This is a genomic window from Streptomyces sp. ISL-87, from assembly GCF_018614095.1.
Taxonomy (GTDB): Bacteria; Actinomycetota; Actinomycetes; order Streptomycetales; family Streptomycetaceae; genus Streptomyces.
On sequence record NZ_JAGGOY010000079.1, the window covers coordinates 21,110 to 42,836 of the forward strand.

22 protein-coding genes and 4 pseudogenes are annotated in these 21,727 nt (G+C 70.0%); 18 read left to right on the top strand and 8 right to left on the bottom strand.

Annotated elements, in window-relative coordinates:
- Positions 1-52: 52 nt before the first annotated feature.
- The 3 genes from J7I97_RS27565 (at position 53) to J7I97_RS27575 (ending at position 1,915) form a co-directional block, all read left to right on the top strand.
- Positions 53-1,084: an MBL fold metallo-hydrolase gene (locus J7I97_RS27565; RefSeq protein WP_214939859.1), complete on the top strand. Its 1,032-nt coding sequence runs from the start codon at positions 53-55 to the stop codon at positions 1,082-1,084.
- Between the two features lie 44 nt (positions 1,085-1,128).
- Positions 1,129-1,320: a hypothetical protein gene (locus tag J7I97_RS27570; RefSeq protein WP_214939862.1), complete on the top strand. Its 192-nt coding sequence runs from the start codon at positions 1,129-1,131 to the stop codon at positions 1,318-1,320.
- Positions 1,321-1,387: 67 nt separating this feature from the next.
- A complete protein-coding gene (locus J7I97_RS27575; protein ID WP_214939864.1) occupies positions 1,388-1,915 on the top strand; it encodes a hypothetical protein in 528 nt (175 codons plus the stop codon).
- 596 nt (positions 1,916-2,511) lie between these two features.
- Here J7I97_RS27575 and J7I97_RS27580 read toward each other — a convergent pair.
- Positions 2,512-3,454: pseudogene (locus J7I97_RS27580) on the bottom strand (ABC transporter transmembrane domain-containing protein); the annotation flags it as partial.
- 472 nt (positions 3,455-3,926) lie between these two features.
- On the opposite strand from J7I97_RS27580, the gene J7I97_RS27585 reads away from it, so the two are divergent.
- The gene (locus J7I97_RS27585) at positions 3,927-4,973 is read left to right on the top strand and encodes an alpha/beta hydrolase (RefSeq protein ID WP_251059227.1); all 1,047 of its coding nucleotides are present in this window, start codon (positions 3,927-3,929) and stop codon (positions 4,971-4,973) included.
- Between the two features lie 255 nt (positions 4,974-5,228).
- Here the strand turns inward: J7I97_RS27585 and J7I97_RS27590 are convergent, their stop codons facing one another.
- The 3 genes from J7I97_RS27590 to J7I97_RS38965 form a co-directional block, all read right to left on the bottom strand.
- Complete coding sequence (locus J7I97_RS27590) at positions 5,229-5,570, bottom strand: hypothetical protein (RefSeq protein WP_214939867.1); 342 nt, start codon at positions 5,568-5,570, stop codon at positions 5,229-5,231.
- A gap of 263 nt (positions 5,571-5,833) precedes the next feature.
- Positions 5,834-6,325, bottom strand: a complete 492-nt coding sequence (locus tag J7I97_RS27595) for an NUDIX domain-containing protein (protein ID WP_214939870.1) — start codon at positions 6,323-6,325, stop codon at positions 5,834-5,836.
- Positions 6,326-6,913: 588 nt separating this feature from the next.
- On the bottom strand, positions 6,914-7,096 hold the full coding sequence (locus J7I97_RS38965) for a hypothetical protein (protein WP_251050507.1): 183 nt from the start codon (positions 7,094-7,096) through the stop codon (positions 6,914-6,916).
- A gap of 501 nt (positions 7,097-7,597) precedes the next feature.
- On the opposite strand from J7I97_RS38965, the gene J7I97_RS38970 reads away from it, so the two are divergent.
- The 7 genes and pseudogenes from J7I97_RS38970 to J7I97_RS27630 all read left to right on the top strand — a co-directional run bounded on the left by J7I97_RS38970 (position 7,598) and on the right by J7I97_RS27630 (position 12,681).
- Positions 7,598-8,335, top strand: coding sequence for a hypothetical protein (locus tag J7I97_RS38970; protein ID WP_251059228.1), 738 nt, complete (start codon positions 7,598-7,600; stop codon positions 8,333-8,335).
- Positions 8,323-9,156, top strand: coding sequence for an MMPL family transporter (locus J7I97_RS27605; RefSeq protein ID WP_214939873.1), 834 nt, complete (start codon positions 8,323-8,325; stop codon positions 9,154-9,156). The genes J7I97_RS38970 and J7I97_RS27605 overlap by 13 nt, the downstream gene beginning before the upstream one ends.
- Positions 9,117-10,742: an MMPL family transporter gene (locus J7I97_RS27610; protein ID WP_214939876.1), complete on the top strand. Its 1,626-nt coding sequence runs from the start codon at positions 9,117-9,119 to the stop codon at positions 10,740-10,742. The genes J7I97_RS27605 and J7I97_RS27610 overlap by 40 nt, the downstream gene beginning before the upstream one ends.
- Positions 10,711-11,058, top strand: coding sequence for a PQQ-binding-like beta-propeller repeat protein (locus J7I97_RS27615; protein WP_214939880.1), 348 nt, complete (start codon positions 10,711-10,713; stop codon positions 11,056-11,058). Before J7I97_RS27610 ends, J7I97_RS27615 begins: the two co-directional genes overlap by 32 nt.
- 4 nt (positions 11,059-11,062) lie before the next feature.
- A pseudogene (locus J7I97_RS40455) lies at positions 11,063-11,197 on the top strand (hypothetical protein); the annotation flags it as partial.
- Positions 11,158-11,457, top strand: a pseudogene (locus J7I97_RS27625) (PQQ-binding-like beta-propeller repeat protein); the annotation flags it as partial. The pseudogenes J7I97_RS40455 and J7I97_RS27625, both read left to right, overlap by 40 nt.
- Before the next feature lie 345 nt (positions 11,458-11,802).
- On the top strand, positions 11,803-12,681 hold the full coding sequence (locus J7I97_RS27630; RefSeq protein ID WP_214939883.1) for a trypsin-like serine protease: 879 nt from the start codon (positions 11,803-11,805) through the stop codon (positions 12,679-12,681).
- Positions 12,682-12,690: 9 nt separating this feature from the next.
- Here J7I97_RS27630 and J7I97_RS27635 read toward each other — a convergent pair whose 3' ends face one another.
- Together J7I97_RS27635 and J7I97_RS27640 are read right to left on the bottom strand one after the other, a co-directional pair.
- Positions 12,691-13,125 carry a hypothetical protein gene (locus J7I97_RS27635; protein ID WP_214939886.1) on the bottom strand — a complete coding sequence of 145 codons (435 nt, stop codon included), beginning with the start codon at positions 13,123-13,125 and terminating at the stop codon, positions 12,691-12,693.
- Positions 13,126-13,226: 101 nt separating this feature from the next.
- On the bottom strand, positions 13,227-13,682 hold the full coding sequence (locus J7I97_RS27640) for a MarR family winged helix-turn-helix transcriptional regulator (RefSeq protein WP_214939889.1): 456 nt from the start codon (positions 13,680-13,682) through the stop codon (positions 13,227-13,229).
- Between the two features lie 116 nt (positions 13,683-13,798).
- Between J7I97_RS27640 and J7I97_RS27645 the strand changes: the two genes are divergently transcribed.
- The 4 genes and pseudogenes from J7I97_RS27645 to J7I97_RS27660 all read left to right on the top strand — a co-directional run bounded on the left by J7I97_RS27645 (position 13,799) and on the right by J7I97_RS27660 (position 17,146).
- Positions 13,799-14,725 (top strand): NADP-dependent oxidoreductase, encoded by a 927-nt coding sequence (locus J7I97_RS27645; protein ID WP_214939892.1) that lies wholly within the window; start codon positions 13,799-13,801, stop codon positions 14,723-14,725.
- 284 nt (positions 14,726-15,009) lie between these two features.
- Complete coding sequence (locus J7I97_RS27650) at positions 15,010-16,023, top strand: hypothetical protein (RefSeq protein WP_308369408.1); 1,014 nt, start codon at positions 15,010-15,012, stop codon at positions 16,021-16,023.
- 105 nt (positions 16,024-16,128) lie between these two features.
- Positions 16,129-16,536, top strand: a pseudogene (locus tag J7I97_RS27655) (diguanylate cyclase); the annotation flags it as partial.
- A 58-nt stretch (positions 16,537-16,594) separates the two neighbouring features.
- On the top strand, positions 16,595-17,146 hold the full coding sequence (locus J7I97_RS27660; RefSeq protein WP_214939898.1) for an ATP-binding protein: 552 nt from the start codon (positions 16,595-16,597) through the stop codon (positions 17,144-17,146).
- 19 nt (positions 17,147-17,165) lie between these two features.
- Here J7I97_RS27660 and polX read toward each other — a convergent pair whose 3' ends face one another.
- Complete coding sequence (polX, locus tag J7I97_RS27665) at positions 17,166-18,881, bottom strand: DNA polymerase/3'-5' exonuclease PolX (protein WP_214939901.1); 1,716 nt, start codon at positions 18,879-18,881, stop codon at positions 17,166-17,168.
- Positions 18,882-18,953: 72 nt separating this feature from the next.
- On the opposite strand from polX, the gene J7I97_RS27670 reads away from it, so the two are divergent.
- The 3 genes from J7I97_RS27670 to J7I97_RS27680 all read left to right on the top strand — a co-directional run bounded on the left by J7I97_RS27670 (position 18,954) and on the right by J7I97_RS27680 (position 20,228).
- A complete protein-coding gene (locus J7I97_RS27670) occupies positions 18,954-19,250 on the top strand; it encodes an acylphosphatase (RefSeq protein WP_214939905.1) in 297 nt (98 codons plus the stop codon).
- A 201-nt stretch (positions 19,251-19,451) separates the two neighbouring features.
- Complete coding sequence (locus J7I97_RS27675; protein WP_214939908.1) at positions 19,452-19,661, top strand: hypothetical protein; 210 nt, start codon at positions 19,452-19,454, stop codon at positions 19,659-19,661.
- 144 nt (positions 19,662-19,805) lie between these two features.
- Positions 19,806-20,228, top strand: a complete 423-nt coding sequence (locus tag J7I97_RS27680; RefSeq protein WP_214939911.1) for a YjbQ family protein — start codon at positions 19,806-19,808, stop codon at positions 20,226-20,228.
- 15 nt (positions 20,229-20,243) lie between these two features.
- On the opposite strand, the gene J7I97_RS27685 is transcribed toward J7I97_RS27680, so the two are convergent.
- A complete protein-coding gene (locus J7I97_RS27685; RefSeq protein ID WP_214939914.1) occupies positions 20,244-21,626 on the bottom strand; it encodes a condensation domain-containing protein in 1,383 nt (460 codons plus the stop codon).
- Positions 21,627-21,727 lie beyond the last annotated feature (101 nt).

Below are 21,727 nucleotides of genomic sequence, written 5' to 3' on the forward strand. Positions count from 1 at the left end.
TCCGGGATTTTGATCTTGGACGGCGGGGGCCGCGTCCTGATCTCCTGACGCCATGAACGACGACACAGACGCACAGCGCCCGAAGCGGCGCATCCAGGGGTTCGGCCGGCGTACGGTGCTGCGCGGCGCCGTGCTCGGCGCGGCCGTCCCGCTGCTTCCCGCCACCGCCTCCGCGGCCGGCGCCTCCGCGACCACCGCCTCCGATGCGGCCACCCGCGGGGCCCCGGCGGCGGGTTCGGCCTCCTTCCGCTGGTTGGGCACCTCCGGCTGGCGCATCGACGTCGACGGCCGGACGGTGCTCTTCGACCCGTACCTCACCCGGTTCAAGACCGGCCTGTTCGACGGGGGCTTCAAACCCGGTACGAAGCTGCAGTCCGACCCCGAGCTCGTACGGGAGCACATCGGCCACCCCGAGATCGTCCTGATCAGCCACTGCCACTGGGACCACATCGCGGATGTGCCCCACATCGCCAAGTCCACCGGCGCCCGGGTCATCGGCACGGAGACCACGTTCCATCTGCTGGTCGCGTTTGGCGTCGACCCGGGACAGATCTCGGTGGTGAAGGGCGGCGAGATACTGGACTTCGACGGGATCACCATCGAGGTCGTGTCGAGCCTGCACAGCCGGAACAAGCGGCACTCCTATTTCGCCCCGGGCACGCTGAACGCACCGCCCGCGGCGGCCCCGAGGACCATCTCCGACCTGCCGGAGGGCAACACGCTCGCCTTCCAGGTGACGGCGGGGAGCAGCGGCCCTTCGGCGTTCCTGATGGGCGCCAGCGACTTCTCCGAGCGGGCCGTGCAGGGGTTGAGCCCCGATCTCGCGATGGTCGCGGTGCCGTCCAGCGCCGCCACCTCCCGCTATGTGCCCCGACTGTTGCGGGCACTGGGCCGGCCCGGCGTCGTCGTACCCGTCCACTGGGACAACTTCGAGGAGCCGCTGAGCGAGCCCCCACGCCGCGACCCGGCAATGGACCTGGACGGGTTCGTCGCCCAGGTCCACCAGGAGTCTCCGACGAGCCGGATCGTCGTCCCGGACTACCGCACCACGTACGGGGGAGACATGCGGCCGAGGAGACTCTGACCGACGTACCGGCCCCGCGAGCCCTCCGACTCCCGGTCCTCGCGGTGGTGCTCGGCACGACGCCGATCAGGGTGGTGACGTGGTCGGGCCGAACGGCGCCGGGGCTGCCGTTCCTCAGCAGCGAGCCGGCCGTGGAACGGGGCATCGAGACGGATCGGCGCCTGCCCGCCAACGGCGACGCCGCACGGGTGGCCAACGAACTTCGCCATCACCTCGCCATCGCGGACGGGGCCTGACTCACACCGGCACAGCGGCCGGGTGAGCCAGGTCCCGCCGGTAACAGTGGCGTGGCGGGTCGACGGGATGAGCCGCGCCACCGGCCTCGCCGTCTCCGCCACCGGCACCGTCGACCAGGACCCGAACCTCCCGGCCGACTGGTGGTGGGCGGAGCTCCGCCGCGCCCTGGCCGCCCTGTCCGGACACCACACGGACCGGGCGTGCATGCGGCATGAGCACCTGACGGGCCGGATCCGCGAGGTCTACAGCGACACCGTCGACACCACGATCACCGACTGGGCCTGCGCCCACGGAGACATCGGCTGGGCCAACCTCACCGACCCCACCCTGACCCTGCTCGACTGGGAGGGCTGGGGCCGCGCCCCCGTCGGCTACGACGCCGCCTGCCTGAGGTCCGCATCCCTTCCCGTCCCCACGCTCGCCGCCCGCGTCCTCACCGAGTTCCACGATGTCCTCGACACCCGGGCCGACCGCCTATCCCGGCTGATGCCGTCCGCAAACGTCGAGCGGGCCCGCCGCCGCTCTGGGAAGACGACGCCACTGACCGCGCCGGCACAGGAAGCGGCGCGGCAGCTGCTCGCCTCCCTGACTTGAGATCATCGGGCGGGCCGGGTGGCGAGCCGGCGCCCGCCCCCACGCTCAGAGACCCGTACTCCGAGCCGTCGAGCTGCTCCAGCTCATCCAGGATCGCCAGGCACGCCTTGTCCGCCCCCCACAACTGCGACCTCCCGAGACCCCTGCCGTGATGACGCGTGGCCACATCTCGGAGAAGGGCCTCAAGCTCTGCCGAAAGGGGCAGGGCCAGAGGCCCTCGGCGGGACGCCTGTAGAGCCGAGCGGCTCACACCGATGAATATGACTACTAGTCAGTAAAGTCAGCAAGGAGTCAGCATTCGTCCGACCAGACCCGATCACAGCCTGATCCACATGAGACTCGACGGCAAGATCCGCAAGCGCCTCCCGAGGCGGCACCACTAAGTCCGACACCTCTAGAACTGGAACTAATGACACCCACCAGGCCCAGCTCACACCCGGACGCATCACCCAAGGTCAACAGGCTCTGCCCCATGCCCTATGGGGGAGTTGGGGACAGCCGAGGTGCCACATACGGAGGGCCCGCTCGGCCGTTGACCTTGTCGCACCAAGCCCCTTCCCTCGCCTCCCTCGGAGGCGTGCGATACGCTCGTGGGGCCGTCCGATCCAGTTGAACTCGAACATGATCCGCGTGGCGCTGGAGTAGTACGTGAAGGCGACCACGACCGCCTCCACACCGTGCCCGCCCGCGGCGACCGCGACCGCGAGCAGCAGCCCCAGCGTGTTGGCCAGTACGGACATCGGCGCGACGACGGTGTCGATGCGCAGGTTGCCGTAGTCCCACGACCGCAGCATGAGCCCACGCGACTCCGCCACCCGGGACCGGTGCTCGGAGGCCTCGCGCTTCTCCGCGGCGAACGCGCGGACCGTGTCCATGTTCATCAGGCTGTCGGCAACGTGCCCCGACACCCGCGCGATGGCCTCCTCACGCCGGTCGACGAGCGCCTGACGGCGACGGATGAGGGACAGCACGCACACCGCTGTCACCGCAATCGTGGCCAGGAGCGCCACGACGAGCAGCGGCTCGTAGTGCCAGAGCACCACCGACCCGAACAGCAGCGGCACGAACCTGCCCACGACCGAGAAGGTCAGCGTGTCGACGAACTCCTCGAAGCGGGAGGCGAAGCTCAGGACCCGTTTGGTGAGTGACCCGGCAAAGTTGTCGTGGAAGAACGCGGCGTCCTTCGCGAACAGCTCGTCCATGCCGATCACGTACAGGCGCTCGATGCCGAGGGCGTCGAGGCGGTTCAGGCAGTGCAGGCCGATGCGCCACACCGCCTCCGAGAGCAACAGGACACCGGCGAACCCGAGGACGTACGGGAGCATCGAGCCGAGGGTGGGAGCGGCGTCGTCGGCGATGCGGCCGACGAGCTTCGCGACGACCAGCGGGGCGATGTAGTTGATGCCGATGTTGCCCAGGGCCGGCAGCAGCGGGCACCGTCAGCCACCGCAGCCGCGCCAACTCCCGTCCGTAGTAACGAAGTGCGAGGAGCACTGGGCTCCTGCCGGGCTCAACCCCTCGTGACGCAGACGATTCCATCGCAACCCTGTGATGTTGTGTGGCAGACCGGGAACCGCAGTGTCCCGCGAGCGCGCCCACGCCGTCCAAGCGTTTTCCGTGTGGGCGACACCCCGCACGGACGAACGACCCGCCGGTCCCCCGTCCCGCGCGAGCCGCCGCCCTCACCGCCCCGGCCTCGGCCTCCTCCCTGTCCTTGTCCAGCCGGTCCGTCCTGGATCTGTAGTCCGGCAGCCCAGACGTCATCACCCACGCCCAGGCATGGTGTCAAGGCAGGTGAACCGGCGGACCTGTAGCGCAGCACCACCCACCTTCCCGCGCTGGGCAGTCACTCGGCACCGGCAGACCTGCGGGTGATGCCGATCCAGATCGCAGGTGATTGACTACGTCGCATGGACCTCGCGCAAGCGTTCCGTACACGCACGGACGTGCTGACGAGCTGTTCCGGTCGGGATGCCGGCCGGTGTTCCCACACCCGACGGGATGGCTCGTCATGAGTGCCGGTGGCATGCCGTCCGAGCCCGGCCCTGTCTCGACGGCTTGGGATGCGCCGCCTTTCGACCCCGAACTGGGTGTGGCGCTGGCGGCTTTGGGGGACGAGGCGAGGGAGCCGTTCACCCCGGAGAACCTTGCGGCCCGGCAGGAGCGGGATGCTCTGGTCCGGCCCAGGCCGACGGTTCGGGATCTCCAGGCCGACGGCCGCTTCGAGGTAGATGAGCTGCGTGTGCCGGGCGCGCCGGGCGGGCAGGACGTCACGCTCGTGAGCGCACGGCCCGCCGGGATCGCCGGGCCGCTGCCGCTGCTGTACTACATGCACGGCGGCGGAATGATCATGGGAAATGCGTGGTCCGTACTTCCGCAGCTGCTTCGCGAATGGGCTCTCACGCTGGAGTTGGCCGTCATCTCCGTCGAGTACCGGTTGGCTCCGCAGGCGCGGTACCCCGGACCGGTGGAGGACTGTTACGCCGGATTCGTCTGGGTGGCCGCACACGCCGCCGGACTGCGCATCGACGCGGACCGCATCATTATCGGAGGAAAGAGTGCCGGCGGCGGACTCGCCGCGGCACTCGCCCTGCTCACCCGTGACCGGGGCGGGCCCACACCGATCGGGCAACTGCTCCTCTGCCCGATGCTCGACGACCGCAACAACACCTACTCCAGCCACCAGATGGCCGGCATCGACACCTGGGACCGGACCTCCAACGCAACCGCGTGGCAGGCGCTGCTGGGCGACCGGTACGGCGCCGCGGACCTGCCGCCCTACGCGGCTCCCGCCCGCGCTACGGATCTGTCCAGGCTTCCCCCGGCCTACATCGAGGTCGGCTCGGCCGAGACCTTCAGGGACGAGGATGTGGCCTACGCCAATGCGATCTGGCAGGCCGGTGGCCAAGCGGAACTGCACGTATGGCCCGGAGCCTTCCACGGGTTCGACACCTTCGCACCACGGTCAGCTCTCAGCCAGGACGCCCGCAACGCCCGTTCCCGCTGGCTTCGGCGCATCCTCAGACAGTCCGATCCGAGCAACGCACCTGCCTGCTGAGCAGGTTACGGCGGCCGGGCGGGCCGCACCCGACCGGATCACGGGCCGACGGCACCGCCGTCTGCGGCGCGCCGCCGCTTCGCGAGGAGGGTGTCCGTCGATAGCGGACGATCAAGGCAAAGAGGCGGGCACGACGACGACGGCCGCCCGGGCCGGCGCGCCTCAGGTGGTCGTACCCCAGATGGCGGACCAGCCGTACTGGGCCGCGAGATCGCCGAGCCAGGGAAGTAGCCCGTGGTGCGGTCAGTGGTCGTCCTACCCCGTGATCGGGAACAGGCCCGAGCAGTCGTTCCCGCCGCTCGGATCCGGGGCGTACAGCGTGTATACCGCCATGAGCAGCACCAGCACGAGTACCAGGGCGATGGCGGCGGACACCGCCGCGAGCCGTCGCTGCCAGGCCGCCCCCGCCGGCGGTCCGTGCCGGTGCGCGGAGCGGCGCAGAGCTGTGTACACCAGCAGGGAGCCCACGGCACAGGCAAGACCGGCCCACGAGGTGACGTACATCCGCGTGGAGGGGCCCAGGTAATGACAGTTTTGGAACGTGTCCGAGTCGAAGACCCCGCGCGCGGCCAGCAGTACGGCCGAAGCGGTTGCCAACAGCGGTATGAGCAGCGCGCGTCGGCGCCAAGTCGGGGAGACGGCGGGGGCGGGTGGGTTCATCATTACCAGTCCAGGTCGGGGCCAACGAAGCGCTTCGAGGTGATCATTCAGCATGCCCCGCCTCGGGGTCATCCCGGCGCCGGGTTCCTGGCCGCCACCGCGCAGACATGGGCATCTTCGGCACCCAGAAGCCTTTGTCCGTGGTGATCACGGCTGGGCAACAGAGCGGTGGCCACGCGATACGACAAGCTCGTTGTCCGCTACGAGGCGACCGTGCTGGTCGCGGTCCTCAACGAGTGGCCGTGACCAGCACGTTCATTCTGTCCCTCGCGTCCAAGCATGCGAAGGGCATCAGCAGCCGCCGGTGACAGCATGGCGTCCTGCAAGTCCGCCAGGGGGATCCAGACAGCCGCGTCAGTGGAGCCGTCGATCTCAACGACCGCCGGTGTCCCTCCCCTGAGGTCTACGGCGAAGAACAATGCTGTGAGGTTCCAGCTCACTCCGTGCCGCTGGACCGCGTATGTCCGCGCGTCAAGCAGTCGAGCAGCGGCGAGTTCAAGCCCTGTCTCCTCCCGAAGCTCACGCGCCAGGGCCTCCACGGGCTGTTCGCCCGGGTCGATCCCTCCGCCCGGCAGGTGCCACAGCCCAGGCGTGAAGATCGGCGAAGCATCCGACAGGCGGGCCAACAACAGCCGATCGTCCTGCACTGCGATCGCGTATGCCGAAACACGGGTCTGCACGCGAACATCCATGGATCCCGTCCCTCCTCACATGAAAGCCGACAGACGGGAACTCTAGCCTCATCAAGATCGACTTTCGCAACGGCCCCTGGGTGGCCGATCGCGGGGCCCGTCACCCACCGAAGGCGGCAGGCCGGGTCGGTTCACGCGGCCCATCGGTCAAGGAACGGAGGGCTTCCGCATGTCGGGCGGGGATTTCCGGCCGACACACCATCACCATATCGAGACAAAAGGTACTGCCGAGAGGCGACGGGTGATCACATCTGGCGCCCTCGGTCGTTATCCGAACAACCCTGCCCACCGCCCGAACGGACAACTCCCTGACGTGGCCTCCGTCGAACTGTCCCCGCACCCCACTGCGCTCCCCGTCGTCCTCTCCCCCGCCGGCGCGCCGTGGCACCGGCGGCACCGTGTGCCGCTGATCGTCACCGGGGCCGTTCTCCCGCTGTACGCCTTGTGGGCGGCGTTCCTCGCCACGGGCGGCGGGGACCTCGCGGCGCAGGAGGCCTGGGCCGGATTCGTCGCGCGGCACCCCGGTTCCCCCTACAACCTCTCCTGGTACGGCGGGCTGCACACGGTCGGCTACAGCCTTCTGTCTCCCTACGCGATGGCGGCACTGGGCGTGGTGCCCGTCACCCTGGCCTGCGGGCTGGTCTCCACCTGGCTGGCCGGGGTGCTCTGCGTGCGCAGCGGCCTGCGCCGGCCCCAGTGGCCCGCCGTGACACTCGCGTTGATGCTCTGGTGCCAGGTGGCCTCGGGGCGTACGACCTTCATGCTGGGCATCGCCTTCGCCTGCGCGGCGCTCGTGGCCCTGCTGGGTGGGCGGCACACCGGGGTCACGGCGCTCTGGGCGGCGCTGGCTGCACTGGCAAGCCCCGTCGCCGGCCTGTTCCTTGCCGTCGTGGGTGCAGGCCTGCTGCTGATGAGGCGATGGGGACACTCGGCCGGGCTGCTCGTACCGCCGGCCGTCGTCCTCGGCCTGACGGCCTGGCTCATCCCCTTCTGGGGCGAACAGCCCATGGACTTCGTGCGGGTCTGGCCCCCGCTGGTCATGGGGGTAGCCGCCGCAGCGGCGGCACCGCGCGCCTGGCGGACGGTGCGACGGGCCGCGGCGGTGTACGCGGTCGGGGTGGGACTGGTCTATCTGATCCCCTCCCCCATCGGGACCAACGTCGAGCGGCTGGCCCATCTGGCTGCCCCGCCGGTCCTGCTCGCCGCCGCGCTGGTCCACGGAGTCCGCACGGGGGAACAGGCGGCGGGCTGGCCGCGGGGCTACGGGGAACCGTGCGGCGGCTCTCGCTGCCGCTCGTCCTCGCCCTGGCGGTGGCCTGGGTGGGCGGCAGCACGGCGGCCCACCTCAGGGACACGGCCGAGGTGCCCGCGTGGGCCGCGGAGACGGACGGTGTCGTCGGCGCGCTCAAGCGGATGGGGGCGGACCGCAGCCGCGTGGAGGTGGTCATGGCGCGCAGCCATCGCGAGGCGGCCGTCCTGGCTCCCCACGTCAACCTGGCGCGCGGCTGGAACCGGCAGGCCGACGTCGTGCGCGGGCGGCTGTTCTACGAGCGGTCCGGCGGGAACGGCGGTCCGGCGGGGGCCCTTACCCCCGGTGCCTACCGCCGCTGGCTCGACCAGTGGGCCGTGGGCTTCGTCGTCCTGCACAACGGGCCGCTGGACGGCGCGTGGGAGCGCGAGTACATGCTGGTGGCGAGGGGGCCGGGATATCTCGAGCCGGTGTGGCAAGACGAGAACTGGCGGATCTACCGGGTCAAGGATCCGGTGCCCATGGTCGACCCGCCGGCCTCCGTGGTGAGTTCGAACAGCGCCGAGGTCGTCGTGCGCATGCCGGAGCCGGGCACGGTGACACTACGGATCGCCTACTCGCCCTGGCTGCGGGCGGACGCCGGCTGCCTGGACCCGGAGCACGACGGCGGACTTACATGGCTCACCGCGAGCCGGCCGGGCGACATCACCATCGGGTCCGGGTACCGGTACGGCAGGCAGGTTCGGCGATGCGCCGCGTGACGGCCCGGCTCACGCTGGCGTGCGTCCGCCACCACCGGCTGGTGCTGGGGGTGTGGTTGCTGATCGTGGGGGCCGGACTGTGGGCCGTGGGACCCGTCATGGACCGCCTGGACCGGCAGCCGTGGAGCGTGGCCGCGCACGAGTCGGTCCGGGCAAACCGCCTGATGGACGGCGCTCGGGCGCACGGTGAGCAGATCGACGCGGTAGTGGCCGGCGCACCTGTGGCCGGTCCCCGGTTCCGGAGCGCTCTGGCCTCCATGAAGCGTGACGTGTCCGCGATCGACGGCGTGCTGACGGTGAGCGCCCCGGCGGTGACCGCGATGGCCCCGACTGCGGCCCCGACTGCAGCCCCGGCGGCCCCGACTGCGTCCGCGAGCGGTGGGCGCCCTCACGATCCGGCCGTCTCCGCCGACGGGGAGGCGGCCCTGGTCTCCGTACAACTGAAGCGGGACCTTCCCGACACCGTACGCAAGGCATCGGCGGCCGCCGTCGAGACCCGCCTGCGGGAGATCGCCGACGCTGTGCCCGGTGTCGAAGTGACGCTCGGCGGCAGCGACCGCGCGCGCCACGCCGTGGCCGCCCGGTCGCTGGCCGACACCCGGCGCAGCGAGTTGATCACCCTGCCCGTGACCCTGGTGGTGGTCTATCTCCTCTTCGGGGGCCTCGTAGCGGCATCGGTGCCGCTGCTCGCGGCCGTGGGCACGGTCGTCACGGGGATGCTCTGGCTCCTCCTCCTGTCACGCTGGTACGCCTCACCTCGCCCGCCCTGTCCACGACCACCATGGTCGGGCTGGGCCTGGCCATCGACTATTCGCTGGTGACGGTGGGCCGGTTCAGGGAGGAGCGGGCCGCGGGGCACCCGGTTCCGGAGGCCGTCGTCCGCACGGCGCGGACCGCGGGGCGCTCGATCGTCTTCGCGGCGCTGGTGGTCACCGCCGCGCTGTGCGGACTCGCCGCCTTCCCCAGTGATTTCTACGCCGCGATCGGCCTGGCCGCGGCTGGGACCGTCGCCCTCTCGCTGGCAGGGGCGCTGACACTGACGCCGGCGCTTCTGGCGGCGTTCCCGGAGAGGATCGGGTCGCGCGCGGCGCGGGACACCGATGACGGCGCATTCGCCCGTCTCGCGCGGTGGACCCGGCGGCACGCACTGATGGTGGTGATCGGCGTCGGAGTTCTGCTCCTCGCCTGCGCCACCCCGTTCCTTCGGGTGCATCTGGTCAGCCCGGTCGGGGAGCACCAGCTTCCGCCGGGGGCCGAGGCCCGTCGGTACGCCGGTCTCGTGGCCGAACGGTTTCCCCAGCAGCGCGCCGATGCCGTCCTCGTGGTGGCCCGTACTGATCCCGCCCGGCTGCAGGCGTGGGCCGGCCGGTTCGCGAGCCGACCGGAGGTAGAGGCGGTGGGCACGGCCACCGCCTCGGGGCCGGGGGTCGCCGTCGTACGGGTCGTTCCCGTGGCCGATGCGGTGGACACGGGGCTGGACGTGGTGGAGGCGGGGCGGGATGGGGTGGAGGCGGGGCCGGGCGCGGTGGACTCTCCGGGGGAACGGCTGGTGCACCGTCTGCGGGGCGAGCGGCCGGCCGACTTCCCGATCTGGGTCACGGGGCGCAACGCCGTGGACATCGACTTCAGGGCCGAGGTCGTCGACTACGCGCCCCGCGCCGCTGCGTTGATCGCACTGTCCACCCTCGTCCTGCTGTTTCTGATGACCGGATCGGTTCTGCTCCCGCTCAAGGCGATCGCGATGAACACGCTCTCGCTGGGCGCGTCGTTCGGCGCCTTGGTCCTGGTGTTCCAGGACGGGTGGGGTGCGGGGTTGCTGGGCGTGCACACCCTTGGCGGGCTGGGCTACTGGCTCCCCGTCGTCGTGTTCGCGCTGGCCTTCGGCCTGTCCATGGACTACGAGGTCTTCCTGCTCTGCCGGATTCAGGAACTGTACGACTCCGGGGTGGGCAACGACCGCGCGGTCGAGCTCGGGCTTCAGCGCTCTGCCCGGATCATCAGCTCCTCAGCGGCATTGATGTGCATCGTCTTCGTCGGCTTCGCCACGGGCGAGCTGATGGTCGTCAAACAGCTGTCGGTCGCGCTCGCCATCGTCGTCGTGGTCGACGCCACGCTGGTGCGCTGTCTGCTGGTTCCGGCCACGATGACGCTGCTGCGCGACGTCAACTGGTGGGCTCCGCGGATGGTGCGGCGGACCTTGCCCCGTCCCGTGCAGTCGCCCAGCCGACAGGAGGGCCCCCGCTGGGCGCCGGTCGAGGCCGCGAGCGGCGTGCGCTCATTCGGCGCCCCTGCCGACCGGGCCGAGGATCCCCGTAAGGAACGGGCCGTTCGCCGTCGGCCGCCGAAAGCTCTCACCCCCGGTGGTGGACGGCGGGATGGTGTACATCAAGGGCCAGGACATCCGTGAAGGCACGGTGTACGCGCTGGACGCGGCAACCGGGGCGGCGAAGTGGTCCCGCCCCCTCAAGGGCGGGGGCTACGGCCAAGCCGGCGCCAAGGAGGGCGACTCCCTCGACGTCCCGCCTCCGGCGGTGATCGACGGAGCGGTGTACGTCAGCGGCCTGGACGAGAAACTCTGCGTTCTGGACGCGGCCACCGGCGAGACGAAATGGGAGTTTCTCAGCCCCTCCAGCGTGTTTAGGGCTCCTCCAGTGCGTACAAGGGCGCGGAGGTGGCCGACGGGGGGCGTATGTCTCCGGGTCCTCGGCCGACGATTCTCATGACCAGTCGGTACATGCGCTGGATGCCGCCACCGGGAAGCGGAAGTGGTCCGCACGCCCTGGTAACAACCTCGGCCGCGGCACGCTGACGGCAGTCGACGGGGCGTTGTACGTACGCGGACGCGACGGACGCATGCCCTGAGCGTGGCCTCGGGGAAGACCAAGTGGTCGATCACCAGCCCGGACCGTCAGGAGCTGAAGTGCGCCGACGGGGTCGTGTACGTCAGCGAGACCGGCGACGACCCCCACGTCCAGGCGCTCGACGCGACCACCGGCATGAAGAGCTGGACTTCCCCCATCAGCGGCAGCTCCCTGCTGATCGCCGGCGCGGTGCTGTACGTCACCAGCAAGAACAAAGAAGCCGTCTATGCCCTGGACGCGGCCACCGGAGCGATGGCCTGAGACATGGGGCGATGCTACGACGCCTGACGCTGACGACTGAGGACGATGGGAGGTCCGGTCGGCCATTCCCCTCGGGCGATCAGCCTCCGGTGAAAGCGTCTCCCGCGCCGGTCACCCGGGCTAGGACCCCGATCCGGGAGCCCTCCGCGGATGGGGAAGCCGCACGCAACCACACCCGATCGAGCGGCATCGACCGCAAATCCTTACCAACTTCCCTTCTGTAACGGGAAATCGGTCAAGCAACAGCCAAAGAATCCCGGCACTCTTGCCGCACGCCCCCACGCGCGCTTCACTGTCGATCACCCCACAGGAGAGCCCCCGTCCCACGACATCGAAGGGTTTCCCTTGACTGCCGTACCCGTACGTCTGAGTGCCGTCACCGCTGCGGCCTGCGCCCTCGTCCTCGGCACTGCCCTACCGTCCTCGGCGATCAACTCGTACAACGCGACGCCTGCGCCGGAGCGCACCGAGGTGGGCGCCCTCGTCGCCACCTGGGACAACGACGACGACCCGGCCACCCCTGACAGGGTCGACTGGGTCTGCTCCGGCACCATGATCGACGCGGATACCTTCCTGACCGCCGCGCATTGCACCACCGATTGGCCGGCGAACGTGAAGTTCTACGTCTCCCTCGACCAGGACGTGCAGGCGGGCCTCGACAAGGCCGCCGCCGAACACCCCGGCGACCCGGCGGCCGCGGCGAAGGCCGTCGCCGTACAGGGCGCCGCCCACAGCGACCCCGCCTACCCGGGACCGGCCTCGGACAGTCACGACATATCGGTCATCGAGCTGCCCGCTGCCCAGATCAAGGCGCGCTGGACGTTCACCCCGGCCACACTCCCCCAGGCCGGAGCGCTCGACGCCCTGGGCCCGCAAGGACTGAACGCCACCCCGTTCTCCGTCGCGGGATACGGCACTCAGGAGGCCGCGCGTGGCCCCGGCGGCCAGACCCACCCCGGCGGCGGCGTCCGTATGAAGGCCCCCGTCACCTTCGACGCCCTCAACAACGCCTGGGTCCGTCTGGCCATGACCGCGCCGCAGGGCAACGGCGGTGCCTGCTACGGCGATTCGGGGGGCCCGAACTTCGCCACGCTCGGTGGCAAGCTCACCCTGGTCGCCACCACCATCACGGGCGACGGCCCGTGCTACGCGACCAACGTCTCGTACCGCCTGGACACGCCCGGCGCCCGCGCGTTCCTCTCCCCTTTCGCCAAGTTGCCGTAGCCGACGCCCTCACCCTGCACGAGACCCTTGGGCTGTGTTCCGGGGCGGGTGCAGTCGGCTGAAGCCCGCTTGCGGGGTGTGGAAGTTGACGGTGCCTCCACCGAGCATCTCGGCCTTCTGGCGGAGCTGCGTCACGACCTCCGGGCTGGGCCGGCCGTACACGTCGATTGATCTCATGCGGATGAGCGCACCGAACGCGCGGAACTTCGGTCCGCCGAGCTCCATGTGGAGTTCCATCGACGCCGAATCAGGATGTACGGCCAGTACGGTCATCGTGGACTCGGACTCGTCGATGTAGAAGTGGTAGGCGATCAGCTGCGGCTCGCGCTCCTCGGCGAACGCGGCCAGATCGCGCATTCCGCTCTTGACCTCCGCGAGCTTGCCGTCGTGGATGTCTGAGCGGTCGACGTAGTAGATGGGGTCCGTGTAAATGGGTTCCGTCATGCCGCCGAAACCTATCGCCGGACGGCCGTTACGCCCTCTCGGCGCGCGGTCCCCGCGCGGAACCTTCGGGCGGCATCGCGGCGTGCGGCCGGGGGCCCAGGTCAGCCGGACGCCGTTGGAAAGGCCCGGTCGAGCAGGTCCTGGAGGGTCCGGCGTTCGCTGTCGTCGAGTTGTCCGAGGTGGGGCAGGGCGGTGGTGATCTCGGCGCGAACCCGCAGGACGGTCGCTTCGCCGTCGGGGGTGAGCACGACGGTTTTGATGCGCCGGTCGGCGGGGTCGGCTTCCCGGCGGAGCAGGCCGCGGCTTTCGAGCCGGTCGACGATGCCGGTGACGTTGGAGGCGTCGCAGCCGAGCAGTGCGGCCAGGGCGCGCATGGACAGCGGCCGCTCGAGCACGGTGAGCAGCCTGGCCTGGATGAGCGTGAGGCCGTGGTCGGCGGCGGCGGCGGTGGCAAAGGCGCGGTAGTAGCAGTCGGCGGCGTGGGCGAGGTGCTCCACCAGGCGGTCGCTGCCGGGAGCGGCGGGAGCGGGCGCCGCGGGGGGTGTGGTCCAGGTCATGCCTCCACCCTAGGCCGATTACTTGACCTATTCAACCATTGAGGTCTACCTTCGATTTATTGCTTGAGGACCTCAATCATCCAGGTTCTCTAATTTATCTGTTCTGGAGTATCGCCATGAAGGCCATCACCTACCGCACCTACGGCAGCCCCGACGTCCTCGAATACGGCGACGTCCCGGAGCCCAAGCTCGGCGCCGACGCGGTGCTGGTCAAGGTCAAGGCCGCCTCCGTGAACCCGGTCGACTGGAAGATCCAGGCCGGCTACCTGGACAGCCTGATGGTCGCCGTCTTCCCGGTGATCCCGGGCTGGGACGTGGCCGGCGTAGTGGAGCGGGTGGGCGTCGGCGTCACCGAGTTCGCCCCGGGCGACGAGGTCATCGGCTACGTTCGCGAGGACATGGTCGGCCGTGGCACCTTCGCCGAGTACGTCGCCGCACCCGTGCGCACACTGGCTCGCAAGCCCGCAGCCCTCACCTTCGAGGAGGCCGCAGGGCTGCCGCTGGCCGGCCTCACCGCCTACCAGGCACTGACCCGCGCCCTGGAGATCAAGCCTGGCGACACCGTCCTGGTGCACGCCGCGGCCGGCGGCGTCGGCTCCCTCGCCGTCCAGATCGCCACCGCCCTCGGCGCCCGCGTGATCGGCACCGCCAGCGCACGCAACCACGACTACCTCCGCGCCCTGGGCGTCGAGCCGGTCGCTTACGGCGAGGGCCTGGCCGACCGGGTCCGTACGCTCGCCCCGCGGGGCGTGGACGCCGTCCTCGACCTGGTCGGCGGCGACGCCCTGCAGCTCTCCCCCGGGCTCCTCGCCGAAGGCGGCCGCCTGGCCTCGATCGCCGACGGCGCCGTACTCGCCCTCGGCGGCCACTACGTCTTCGTCCGGCCGGACACCGCGGACCTCACCGCGCTCGCCGACCTCGCCGACAGCGGACGACTGCGGGTCGAGGTCGCCGCGACCTTCCCACTGGAGAAGGCCGCGGACGCCCAGCGCCTGAACGCCGAGGGCCACACCCGCGGCAAGATCGTCGTCACCATCGCCTGATCAGCCCCGCCTCGCCATCGCCGCCCCCCTTCGAAAGGCACCCCGGCCGCGAGTTGACGTATCGGAAGGCGGCGAACCGGGCGGCACGAGCTCGGTCGGCTCCCCCGGACGGGGGAGGCGGATGCGGCCAGCGAGGGATGCGACTGGTCGGGGCCACCTTCGAAGATGGAATTCCTGCTAGTGGAAGGGGAGTTCTGTTGGAACGGTGGGATCGGGTCGGGCGGAGAGCGGCTTACGGGGCGGCCCTGGCGCTGTCTCCGTACTTGCTGATCAAGGTGTCGTGGGTGGTCGGCTCGCTCTTGGGGGTGCTGCCGGTCGGCGACGGCTTCGGGGTGGCGGAGTGGGTGGTTCTCAACATCGTCACAGTCGGCATGGCCGCGATCGGGATCGCGTTGGCGCTTGCTCTGGTGCGGCCGTGGGGGATGCGTATACCGGGGGCGCTGGTCGCGTTCCCCGCCTGGGTCGGGTCGGGGTTCCTCGTCTCGATACTGCCGTTCGGCGTGCTCAGCGCCCTCCTGGATAACGGCGGCGGCTCACAGGGCGGCAGCGAGGATCCGGCCATGCCGGTCTGGGAGGGCGCACTGCTCCAGTTCAGCTTTCTGGGCATGGGGCTGGGGCTGGCCCTCGCGGTCCCCGCGTATCTGAGGCGCCGCTGGCCGGAAGCGTTCACTGGGCGAGTCGGCGACGACCCGCGCACCGCGCCGCCATGGGGGGCCGCCGTCGGTGCGGCGGTCGGGCTGGTCTGGCTCTACTGGGCGGTCGGCGGCACCATCGGAATCGCGCACCCGGCCGAGCGGGTCACCGACGGGTACGTGCTGGGAGCTGTCTCCGGTTTCTGGGCGCTCGCCGGATCCGTCGCCGTCTGGCTGGTCGCCCGGGCGCGACCTGCCCGGTTGCCCCGCTGGGTGCCTCTGGTGTTCGGTTGGGTCGGGTCGGGCTCGCTGTTCGCGTGGAGTGCCTGGAAACTGCCCATCACGCTGTACATAGCGTGGGCGGGCCCGGTTGGCGCCAGGCCGCCTGAGAACCTCGTCGTCGCGGTTGGGCTGCATCTCTGCGCCGTGGTGGCGGGCGCGGCGATGGTGCGGACACTCGTCCGCAGGCCTGTCCGCGTCGCCGAGCCCCGTCATCAGTCCGGACCCAGGCCCCGACTCGGGACCACACCGAGGGCCACGGCAGGTCGGGGCCTGGGTCCGGGCCCGGACGCATGGGGTCGGCCCAGCCGGTCGGCGAAGAGGGCCGCCGCGGCCCCGTGGGGGCGTCGACGCGGTTCGCTGATCCCGAACTCACCCTGTGCGTAAGCGGTACGGGGAGGGGAACGCGCGGGCGCACCGGGTAGACCCGGTGTGGGAGGACGGTTGGGGCGGGCCCAGGGAACGGGGCGTGGAGGCGATCGAGCCCGTCGGCGGCGGTTCGAGGTCGACGGCGCGGACGAGGCCCGCCGGTTCCTGGCCTCGCACGGAATGGCCGACAGCGCGGTGCAGCGGGTGTGGACGGCGATCGCGCTGCACACCACTCCCGGCATCCCCGAGTTCATGGACGCCGAGGTCGCCCTGGTCACCGCCGGCGTCGAGACCGACGTCCTGGGCATCGGCCACAGCGACCTCGACCCGGCGGCGATCCGCGCGGTCACCACCGCCCATCCCCGACCGGACTTCAAGCGGCAGATCCTGACGGCGTTCACGGACGGCTTCAAGGACCGCCCCGACACCACGTTCGGCACGGTCAACGCGGATGTCCTGGCTCACTTCGTACCCGAATTCACCCGAACCGACTTCGTCACCACCATTCAAACCAGTCCCTGGCCGGAGTAACCCGAACCCTGACCAGCGCCTCTCGTTCCGCCGCCTGCCTGGTTGTCATACTTCTCCGATGGACAGAGCAACGGCTTCTTGGCGTAACACGACGCACGACTGGGCGAGCGCCGTGGACATCGACCACCTCTCGTCCATCCGGAGCGATCCGGCCGCGTTCGCTCCCGGTGGCACGGGGCACCTGATCCTTGAAGTCGTCGCTTATGCAGCCGACGAGGCTGAGTCCACGGGCGGGGGGCGCTGCACGGTCACCCTTCACGCCGATGGCTCAGTGTCCGTCGCGGATGACGGACGAGGCACAGACACCCGATTCGACGATCACGGCCGGCCCGTGAAGAAGCCCGTCATGGCGTCGAAGGACCTCCGGTTCTTCGACCACCCTGACGCGCAACTGCTTCCCGATGGTTATCCGCGTCGGGGCATGTCCGTCGTCGCGGCGCTCAGCGAATGGCTCGTCCATACCAACCGCCGCGCAGGCGGAGCCTGGCTTCAGCGTCTCCCCGCCGAGCCCCTGCTCACGGCCGTCGGATCGACGTCCCACGAGTTGGCGCGGTTCGTCACACCATGGCCGTACCTGTCCGTCGAGGTCGACGATCGCCGGATCATCTGATCCGGCGGTCGTTGAACGTCTAGTTCAGGAAGCGGTGCAGCCGGGACCACGGCCAGGTGTTGACGACATCGTCCTTGGTCAGCCACCCGCGCTGGGCCGTGCCCACCCCGTACCGGACGTACGGCAGATGCGTCGTCGCGTGCGCGTCCGAGTTCACCGCGAACTTCACTCCGTAGCGCCTCGCCCGCAGGATGTCCTCGTCGCACAGGTCGAGCCGCTCCGGGTGTGCGTTGATCTCCAGCGCCGTACCCGTACGCGCGCACGCCTCGAAGATCGCGTCGAAGTCGGCGTCCACGCCAGGGCGTTTACCGATCCGCCGGGTCGTGGGGTGGCCGATTACGGCGACGTACGGGTTCTCGCAGGCGCGGATGATGCGGCGGGTCATGGCCTGCCTGCTCTGGTTGAAATGGGAGTGGACCGAGGCCACACACAGGTCGAAGTCCGCGAGGAAGGCGTCCGGCCAGTCCAGGCCGCCGTCGGGGCCGATGTTGAGTTCCGTGCCGTGCAGCAGTCGCATCCCTCGCGCGGTGCGGTCCAGCGCGCGTACCTGCTCGCGCTGCGCGAGGATCTTCTCCCGCGTCATGCGCTGCATGGCGAGGTCCGGCGCGTGGTCGGTGACGGCGTAGTAGGCGTAGCCCCGCTCCGCGGCCGCGGCGACCATGTCCTCCAGCGAGGCGACGCCGTCGGTGAGGTCGGTGTGGGTGTGCAGGTCGCCCTTGATGTCGCGCTCCGTCAGGAGGGCGGGGAGTTCACCGCGCAGCGCGGCCGCGATCTCGCCGCGGTCCTCTCGTAGCGGCGGCGGGATCCAGGGCAGGCCGAGCCGTGCGTAGATCTCCTCCTCCGTCTCCGAGGCGAGGTTCTCGCCGCTCTCGGCATCGAAGAGGCCGTACTCGGAGAGCTTGAGCCCCTGGCGTACCGCCAGCGCGCGGGTGCGGATGTTGTGCGCCTTGGAGCCGGTGAAGTACTGCAGTCCCGCTCCCCAGGAGGCTGGGGGCAGGACGCACAGATCGACCTGGAGGCCCGTGGTGGTGCGGATGGAGGTCTTCTTCGCCCCGTGCGCGATGACCTCGGCGGTGTACGGGAGACCGGCGAGGGCCGTCATGAACGGCTCGGACCGATCCGCCGCCACCAGGATGTCGATGTCACCGATCGTCTCCCGCATCCGGCGCAGCGATCCCGCGTAGGTGCACCGTACGCATCCCGGGATCCGCGACAGGTCGGAGACGATCTGCTCGGCGACGTCCATCGCGGCGCCGAGGAGGATGCGGCTGCCGGCCTGCTGGAGCACAGAGATGCCGTGCAGGATGTTCTGCTCGGTGCGCTCGCCGAACCCCTTCAGGTCGCGCAGCCGCTCCCCCTGGATGGCGTCCTGCAGCTGGGGCACGGACGAGATGCCCAGCTCCTGGTAGAGGGCCATGGCCTTGTGCGGCCCGAGTCCGGGGATGCTGATCAGCTCGCGCACCCCGGCCGGGATCGAGGCCCTGGCCGTCTCGATGTCGGGCGGCGCGTGGCCGGTGTGCAGGTATTCCACGACCTTGTCGGCGATGGACCTGCCGACGTGGGGAATCTCGCGCAGACCCTTGGCGTCGAGCTGGGCGACATCGGCCGGGTGGCTGCCGATGGCGCGGGCGGCCTTCTCGTAGGCACGCGCCTTGAAGGCGTCCCCGCCGGTGATCGCGATCAGGTCCGCGTACTCCTGGAGCAGCGCCTCGACCTCTTCGTTGGTTCTGGCCATGATTCCAGGGTGCTCTTCCGGCACGGCCGGGGCGTCCCGGCGGGGGAAGCCGACGGGCTTTATGGTCGGGACATGGTACGCAAGCGCGTGATCGTGACCGGGCGGGTCCAGGGTGTGTTCTTCCGGGACAGCTGCCGGAGCGCGGCCCTTGAACACGGGGTGTCCGGGTGGGTGCGCAATCTGCCCGACGGCGATGTGGAAGCGGTGTTCGAAGCGGACGAGGACGCCGTCGCGAGGATGGTGCGGTGGGCGCATACGGGCCCGTCGGCGGCCGAGGTAAATGGCGTCGAGGTACGCGAGGAGGCCCCGGCCCCGGAGGAACTCACCGGGTTCGAGGTGCGGCCCACTCCGGCGCCGGGCAGTGGCTGAGCGGTGTGCGGCCTGGCCTGGATCCCCGTGGCTGTACCGGCCGGAGCCTGAGGGACCACGCCGATCACTCGGAGTGAACAGCGATCGATCGTCGGACCCCGAAAGGCCGGAGAAGGTCCCGATCGCCGCGCACGAGCTGCGGTTCCGGCGCCTGGAGGGGGATGGTGGTTGTACGACCCCTGAAAGGAAGAAGGAGAAGCGATGTCGAACGACGCGGTCTCGCGGTTCCTGAAGGCCCTGAGCCCGGCCCGGAGGGAAGAGGTCGATCAGATGCCGCGCGAGCGGCAGGAGGAGCTGACCGCCGCCTGGGAGGCCGAGCTGGCGGAGGACACCGAACTCGACACGCTGTCCGAGCTGTCCCCTGCCGCGGCCGAGAGTGAAGCCGCCAAACGGGTCATGGAAGGCACCTGACGTACGGCCCGTACACACAGTCACAGCCGTACACACAGTCACAGCCGTACACACAGTCACAGCCGTACACACAGTCACAGTCCGCGTGCCGGAAGCGGTGCGGCGGCGGGCACCCTTTCGCGGTGCCCGAGTGAGGATGAGCCTATGGCAGACACATTCACCACGCGGGTCCTCGACGTCACGACCGGTGCTACGGAGACCGTCCACGATCTGACCGCCGCCTGCGCGGAATTCCTGCGGGAGGCTGCCCGAGGGCAGGACGGGCTGCTCAACGTGTTCACCCCACACGCGACCGCCGGGCTGGCCGTCATCGAGACGGGCGCCGGCAGTGACGACGACCTGCTGGACGCCCTGCGTACGCTGCTGCCCGCCGACGACCGCTGGCAACACCGGCACGGCTCCCCCGGGCACGGCCGCGACCACGTGCTGCCCGCGTTCCTGCCGCCGCACGCCACTCTGCCGGTGGTACGGGGCGAACTGGCACTGGGGACCTGGCAATCGGTGGTACTGGTGGACACAAACAGGGACAACCCCCGACGCAACGTTCGGCTGTCCTTCCTTGGCTGACCGCCTGCGCATCGGTCAGTGGCCGCGGGCCACCGAGATGATGATTTCCCGCAGCTGCTCCACGTACAGCCGCATGTTCTTGTGCGCGATGTCGGTGTCCGGGTAGCGGCTCGCGAACTGCAGCCCCTCATGGAGCCTGTTGATCCATGCGCATACTTGGTCGCCGTACGACACCCTGACCAGGCCGTATGCCTTCAGGTCAGTCCAGCGCCCGGATCCGGGGATGCCCCGGGCATCGACGAACGAGACGATCGAGTACAGGTCGGGCGACGTCGGGCGGAAGTCGGAGCCGAGCAGGCCCAGTACCCGGGCGATGGGCATGCGGGCCAGTGACCTGTTGGCCTGGAGCTCGGCACGCACCATCGCCAGGACGCTGTGGAAATCGGGTTTCTGCGCCATGGGAATCTCGATCGGTGCGCCGCCGACGTACCAGCCCACGGAGTCGTGCCATCGGGATTTCGCCCTGGTGTGGAAGGGCACGACCGTGCGGTAGACGGATTGCCCGCCGATCTCGTGGACGATGAGGCTCGTGGCTGCCAGGACGCCGACCAGACTCCCGCCGAAGGGCCGGCAATACGACTCGAACGCGGCGGCGTCGTCGGCGTCCACCAGCATCTCCTGCATGAGCTTCTGGGTGGGTAGCTTCCCTCCGGGCTCCAGCCCGAGGTCGACGGGGAAGTTCGGCAGTTTCCCGTCGCACCGGTTGATGAACTCCCGCCAACGGGCGACGATCGCGTGGGTTTCGTCGATCTGGTCCGCGTTCGCCCGCTCGATCTCGCAGAAGTCGACGTAACTGCTGACGGGTGCCGGCTCCACGGCCCGGCCTTCGACGCCCGCCGTGTAGAGCTCGTGGATCTCGGAGGGGATGCGTTGGATGGAGTACGAGTCGACGTTGCTGTGGTCGAAGGCCATGTACACGCTCGTGCAGTCATCCCGGACAACCGCCGTGTAGATGAGGTTCGGCCAGCTGAGCGCGTCCGCCGCGACGTCGAAGCGGTCCTGGAGGTACTGGACGAGCTCTCCCGCGTCCGAGAACTCGCCGACCACCCCGCGATACAGCGAGACGGCCTCGGCGTCGAGCGTGAACCGGCGCATCTCATCGCCGGCCCAACGGAAGCCGCTGCGCAGCGTCTCGTGCCGGAGTGTCCAGCTCCGTAGTGCATCTTGCAGTACGTCGAGATCGACCGTGCCCGGGATGTCGAATGCCGTGCCGAGCCAGGTCGGCACGAACAGGCCGTCTTCGCGGACGGATCGAGCGGTCCTGATGTGTGCCTCCTGGACGTACCCAGGCGGTCGGGAGTCTTCCGGCAGGTCTGTCGCGGTCTCGATGGCCGCCGGATCGAGCGTCCACTCGATGAGCAGTCCGGGCCGGACCTCGCACCGTTGGATGTCGGTCATTCGCACGGGGGCGTCTCCGTTCACGCATGAGGCAGAGGGCAAGTAACGGTGGAGGGGGTCCAGTCCGGCGCCCGTACTGTTCAGCGGGCATGTCGGGGCTC

What these genes read in the sequence shown, in the direction of transcription:
- J7I97_RS27565 (WP_214939859.1), top strand. Translation starts at nt 53, where the DNA reads ATGAACGACGACACAGACGCACAGCGCCCGAAGCGGCGCATCCAGGGG.
- J7I97_RS27575 (WP_214939864.1), top strand. Translation starts at nt 1,388, where the DNA reads ATGAGCCGCGCCACCGGCCTCGCCGTCTCCGCCACCGGCACCGTCGAC.
- J7I97_RS27585 (WP_251059227.1), top strand. Translation starts at nt 3,927, where the DNA reads ATGAGTGCCGGTGGCATGCCGTCCGAGCCCGGCCCTGTCTCGACGGCT.
- J7I97_RS27595 (WP_214939870.1), bottom strand. Translation starts at nt 6,325, where the DNA reads ATGGATGTTCGCGTGCAGACCCGTGTTTCGGCATACGCGATCGCAGTG.
- J7I97_RS38965 (WP_251050507.1), bottom strand. Translation starts at nt 7,096, where the DNA reads ATGCCCAGCATGAAGGTCGTACGCCCCGAGGCCACCTGGCACCAGAGC.
- J7I97_RS27605 (WP_214939873.1), top strand. Translation starts at nt 8,323, where the DNA reads ATGCGCCGCGTGACGGCCCGGCTCACGCTGGCGTGCGTCCGCCACCAC.
- J7I97_RS27610 (WP_214939876.1), top strand. Translation starts at nt 9,117, where the DNA reads ATGGTCGGGCTGGGCCTGGCCATCGACTATTCGCTGGTGACGGTGGGC.
- J7I97_RS27615 (WP_214939880.1), top strand. Translation starts at nt 10,711, where the DNA reads ATGGTGTACATCAAGGGCCAGGACATCCGTGAAGGCACGGTGTACGCG.
- J7I97_RS27635 (WP_214939886.1), bottom strand. Translation starts at nt 13,125, where the DNA reads ATGACGGAACCCATTTACACGGACCCCATCTACTACGTCGACCGCTCA.
- J7I97_RS27640 (WP_214939889.1), bottom strand. Translation starts at nt 13,682, where the DNA reads ATGACCTGGACCACACCCCCCGCGGCGCCCGCTCCCGCCGCTCCCGGC.
- J7I97_RS27645 (WP_214939892.1), top strand. Translation starts at nt 13,799, where the DNA reads ATGAAGGCCATCACCTACCGCACCTACGGCAGCCCCGACGTCCTCGAA.
- J7I97_RS27660 (WP_214939898.1), top strand. Translation starts at nt 16,595, where the DNA reads ATGGACAGAGCAACGGCTTCTTGGCGTAACACGACGCACGACTGGGCG.
- polX (WP_214939901.1), bottom strand. Translation starts at nt 18,881, where the DNA reads ATGGCCAGAACCAACGAAGAGGTCGAGGCGCTGCTCCAGGAGTACGCG.
- J7I97_RS27670 (WP_214939905.1), top strand. Translation starts at nt 18,954, where the DNA reads ATGGTACGCAAGCGCGTGATCGTGACCGGGCGGGTCCAGGGTGTGTTC.
- J7I97_RS27675 (WP_214939908.1), top strand. Translation starts at nt 19,452, where the DNA reads ATGTCGAACGACGCGGTCTCGCGGTTCCTGAAGGCCCTGAGCCCGGCC.
- J7I97_RS27680 (WP_214939911.1), top strand. Translation starts at nt 19,806, where the DNA reads ATGGCAGACACATTCACCACGCGGGTCCTCGACGTCACGACCGGTGCT.
- J7I97_RS27685 (WP_214939914.1), bottom strand. Translation starts at nt 21,626, where the DNA reads ATGACCGACATCCAACGGTGCGAGGTCCGGCCCGGACTGCTCATCGAG.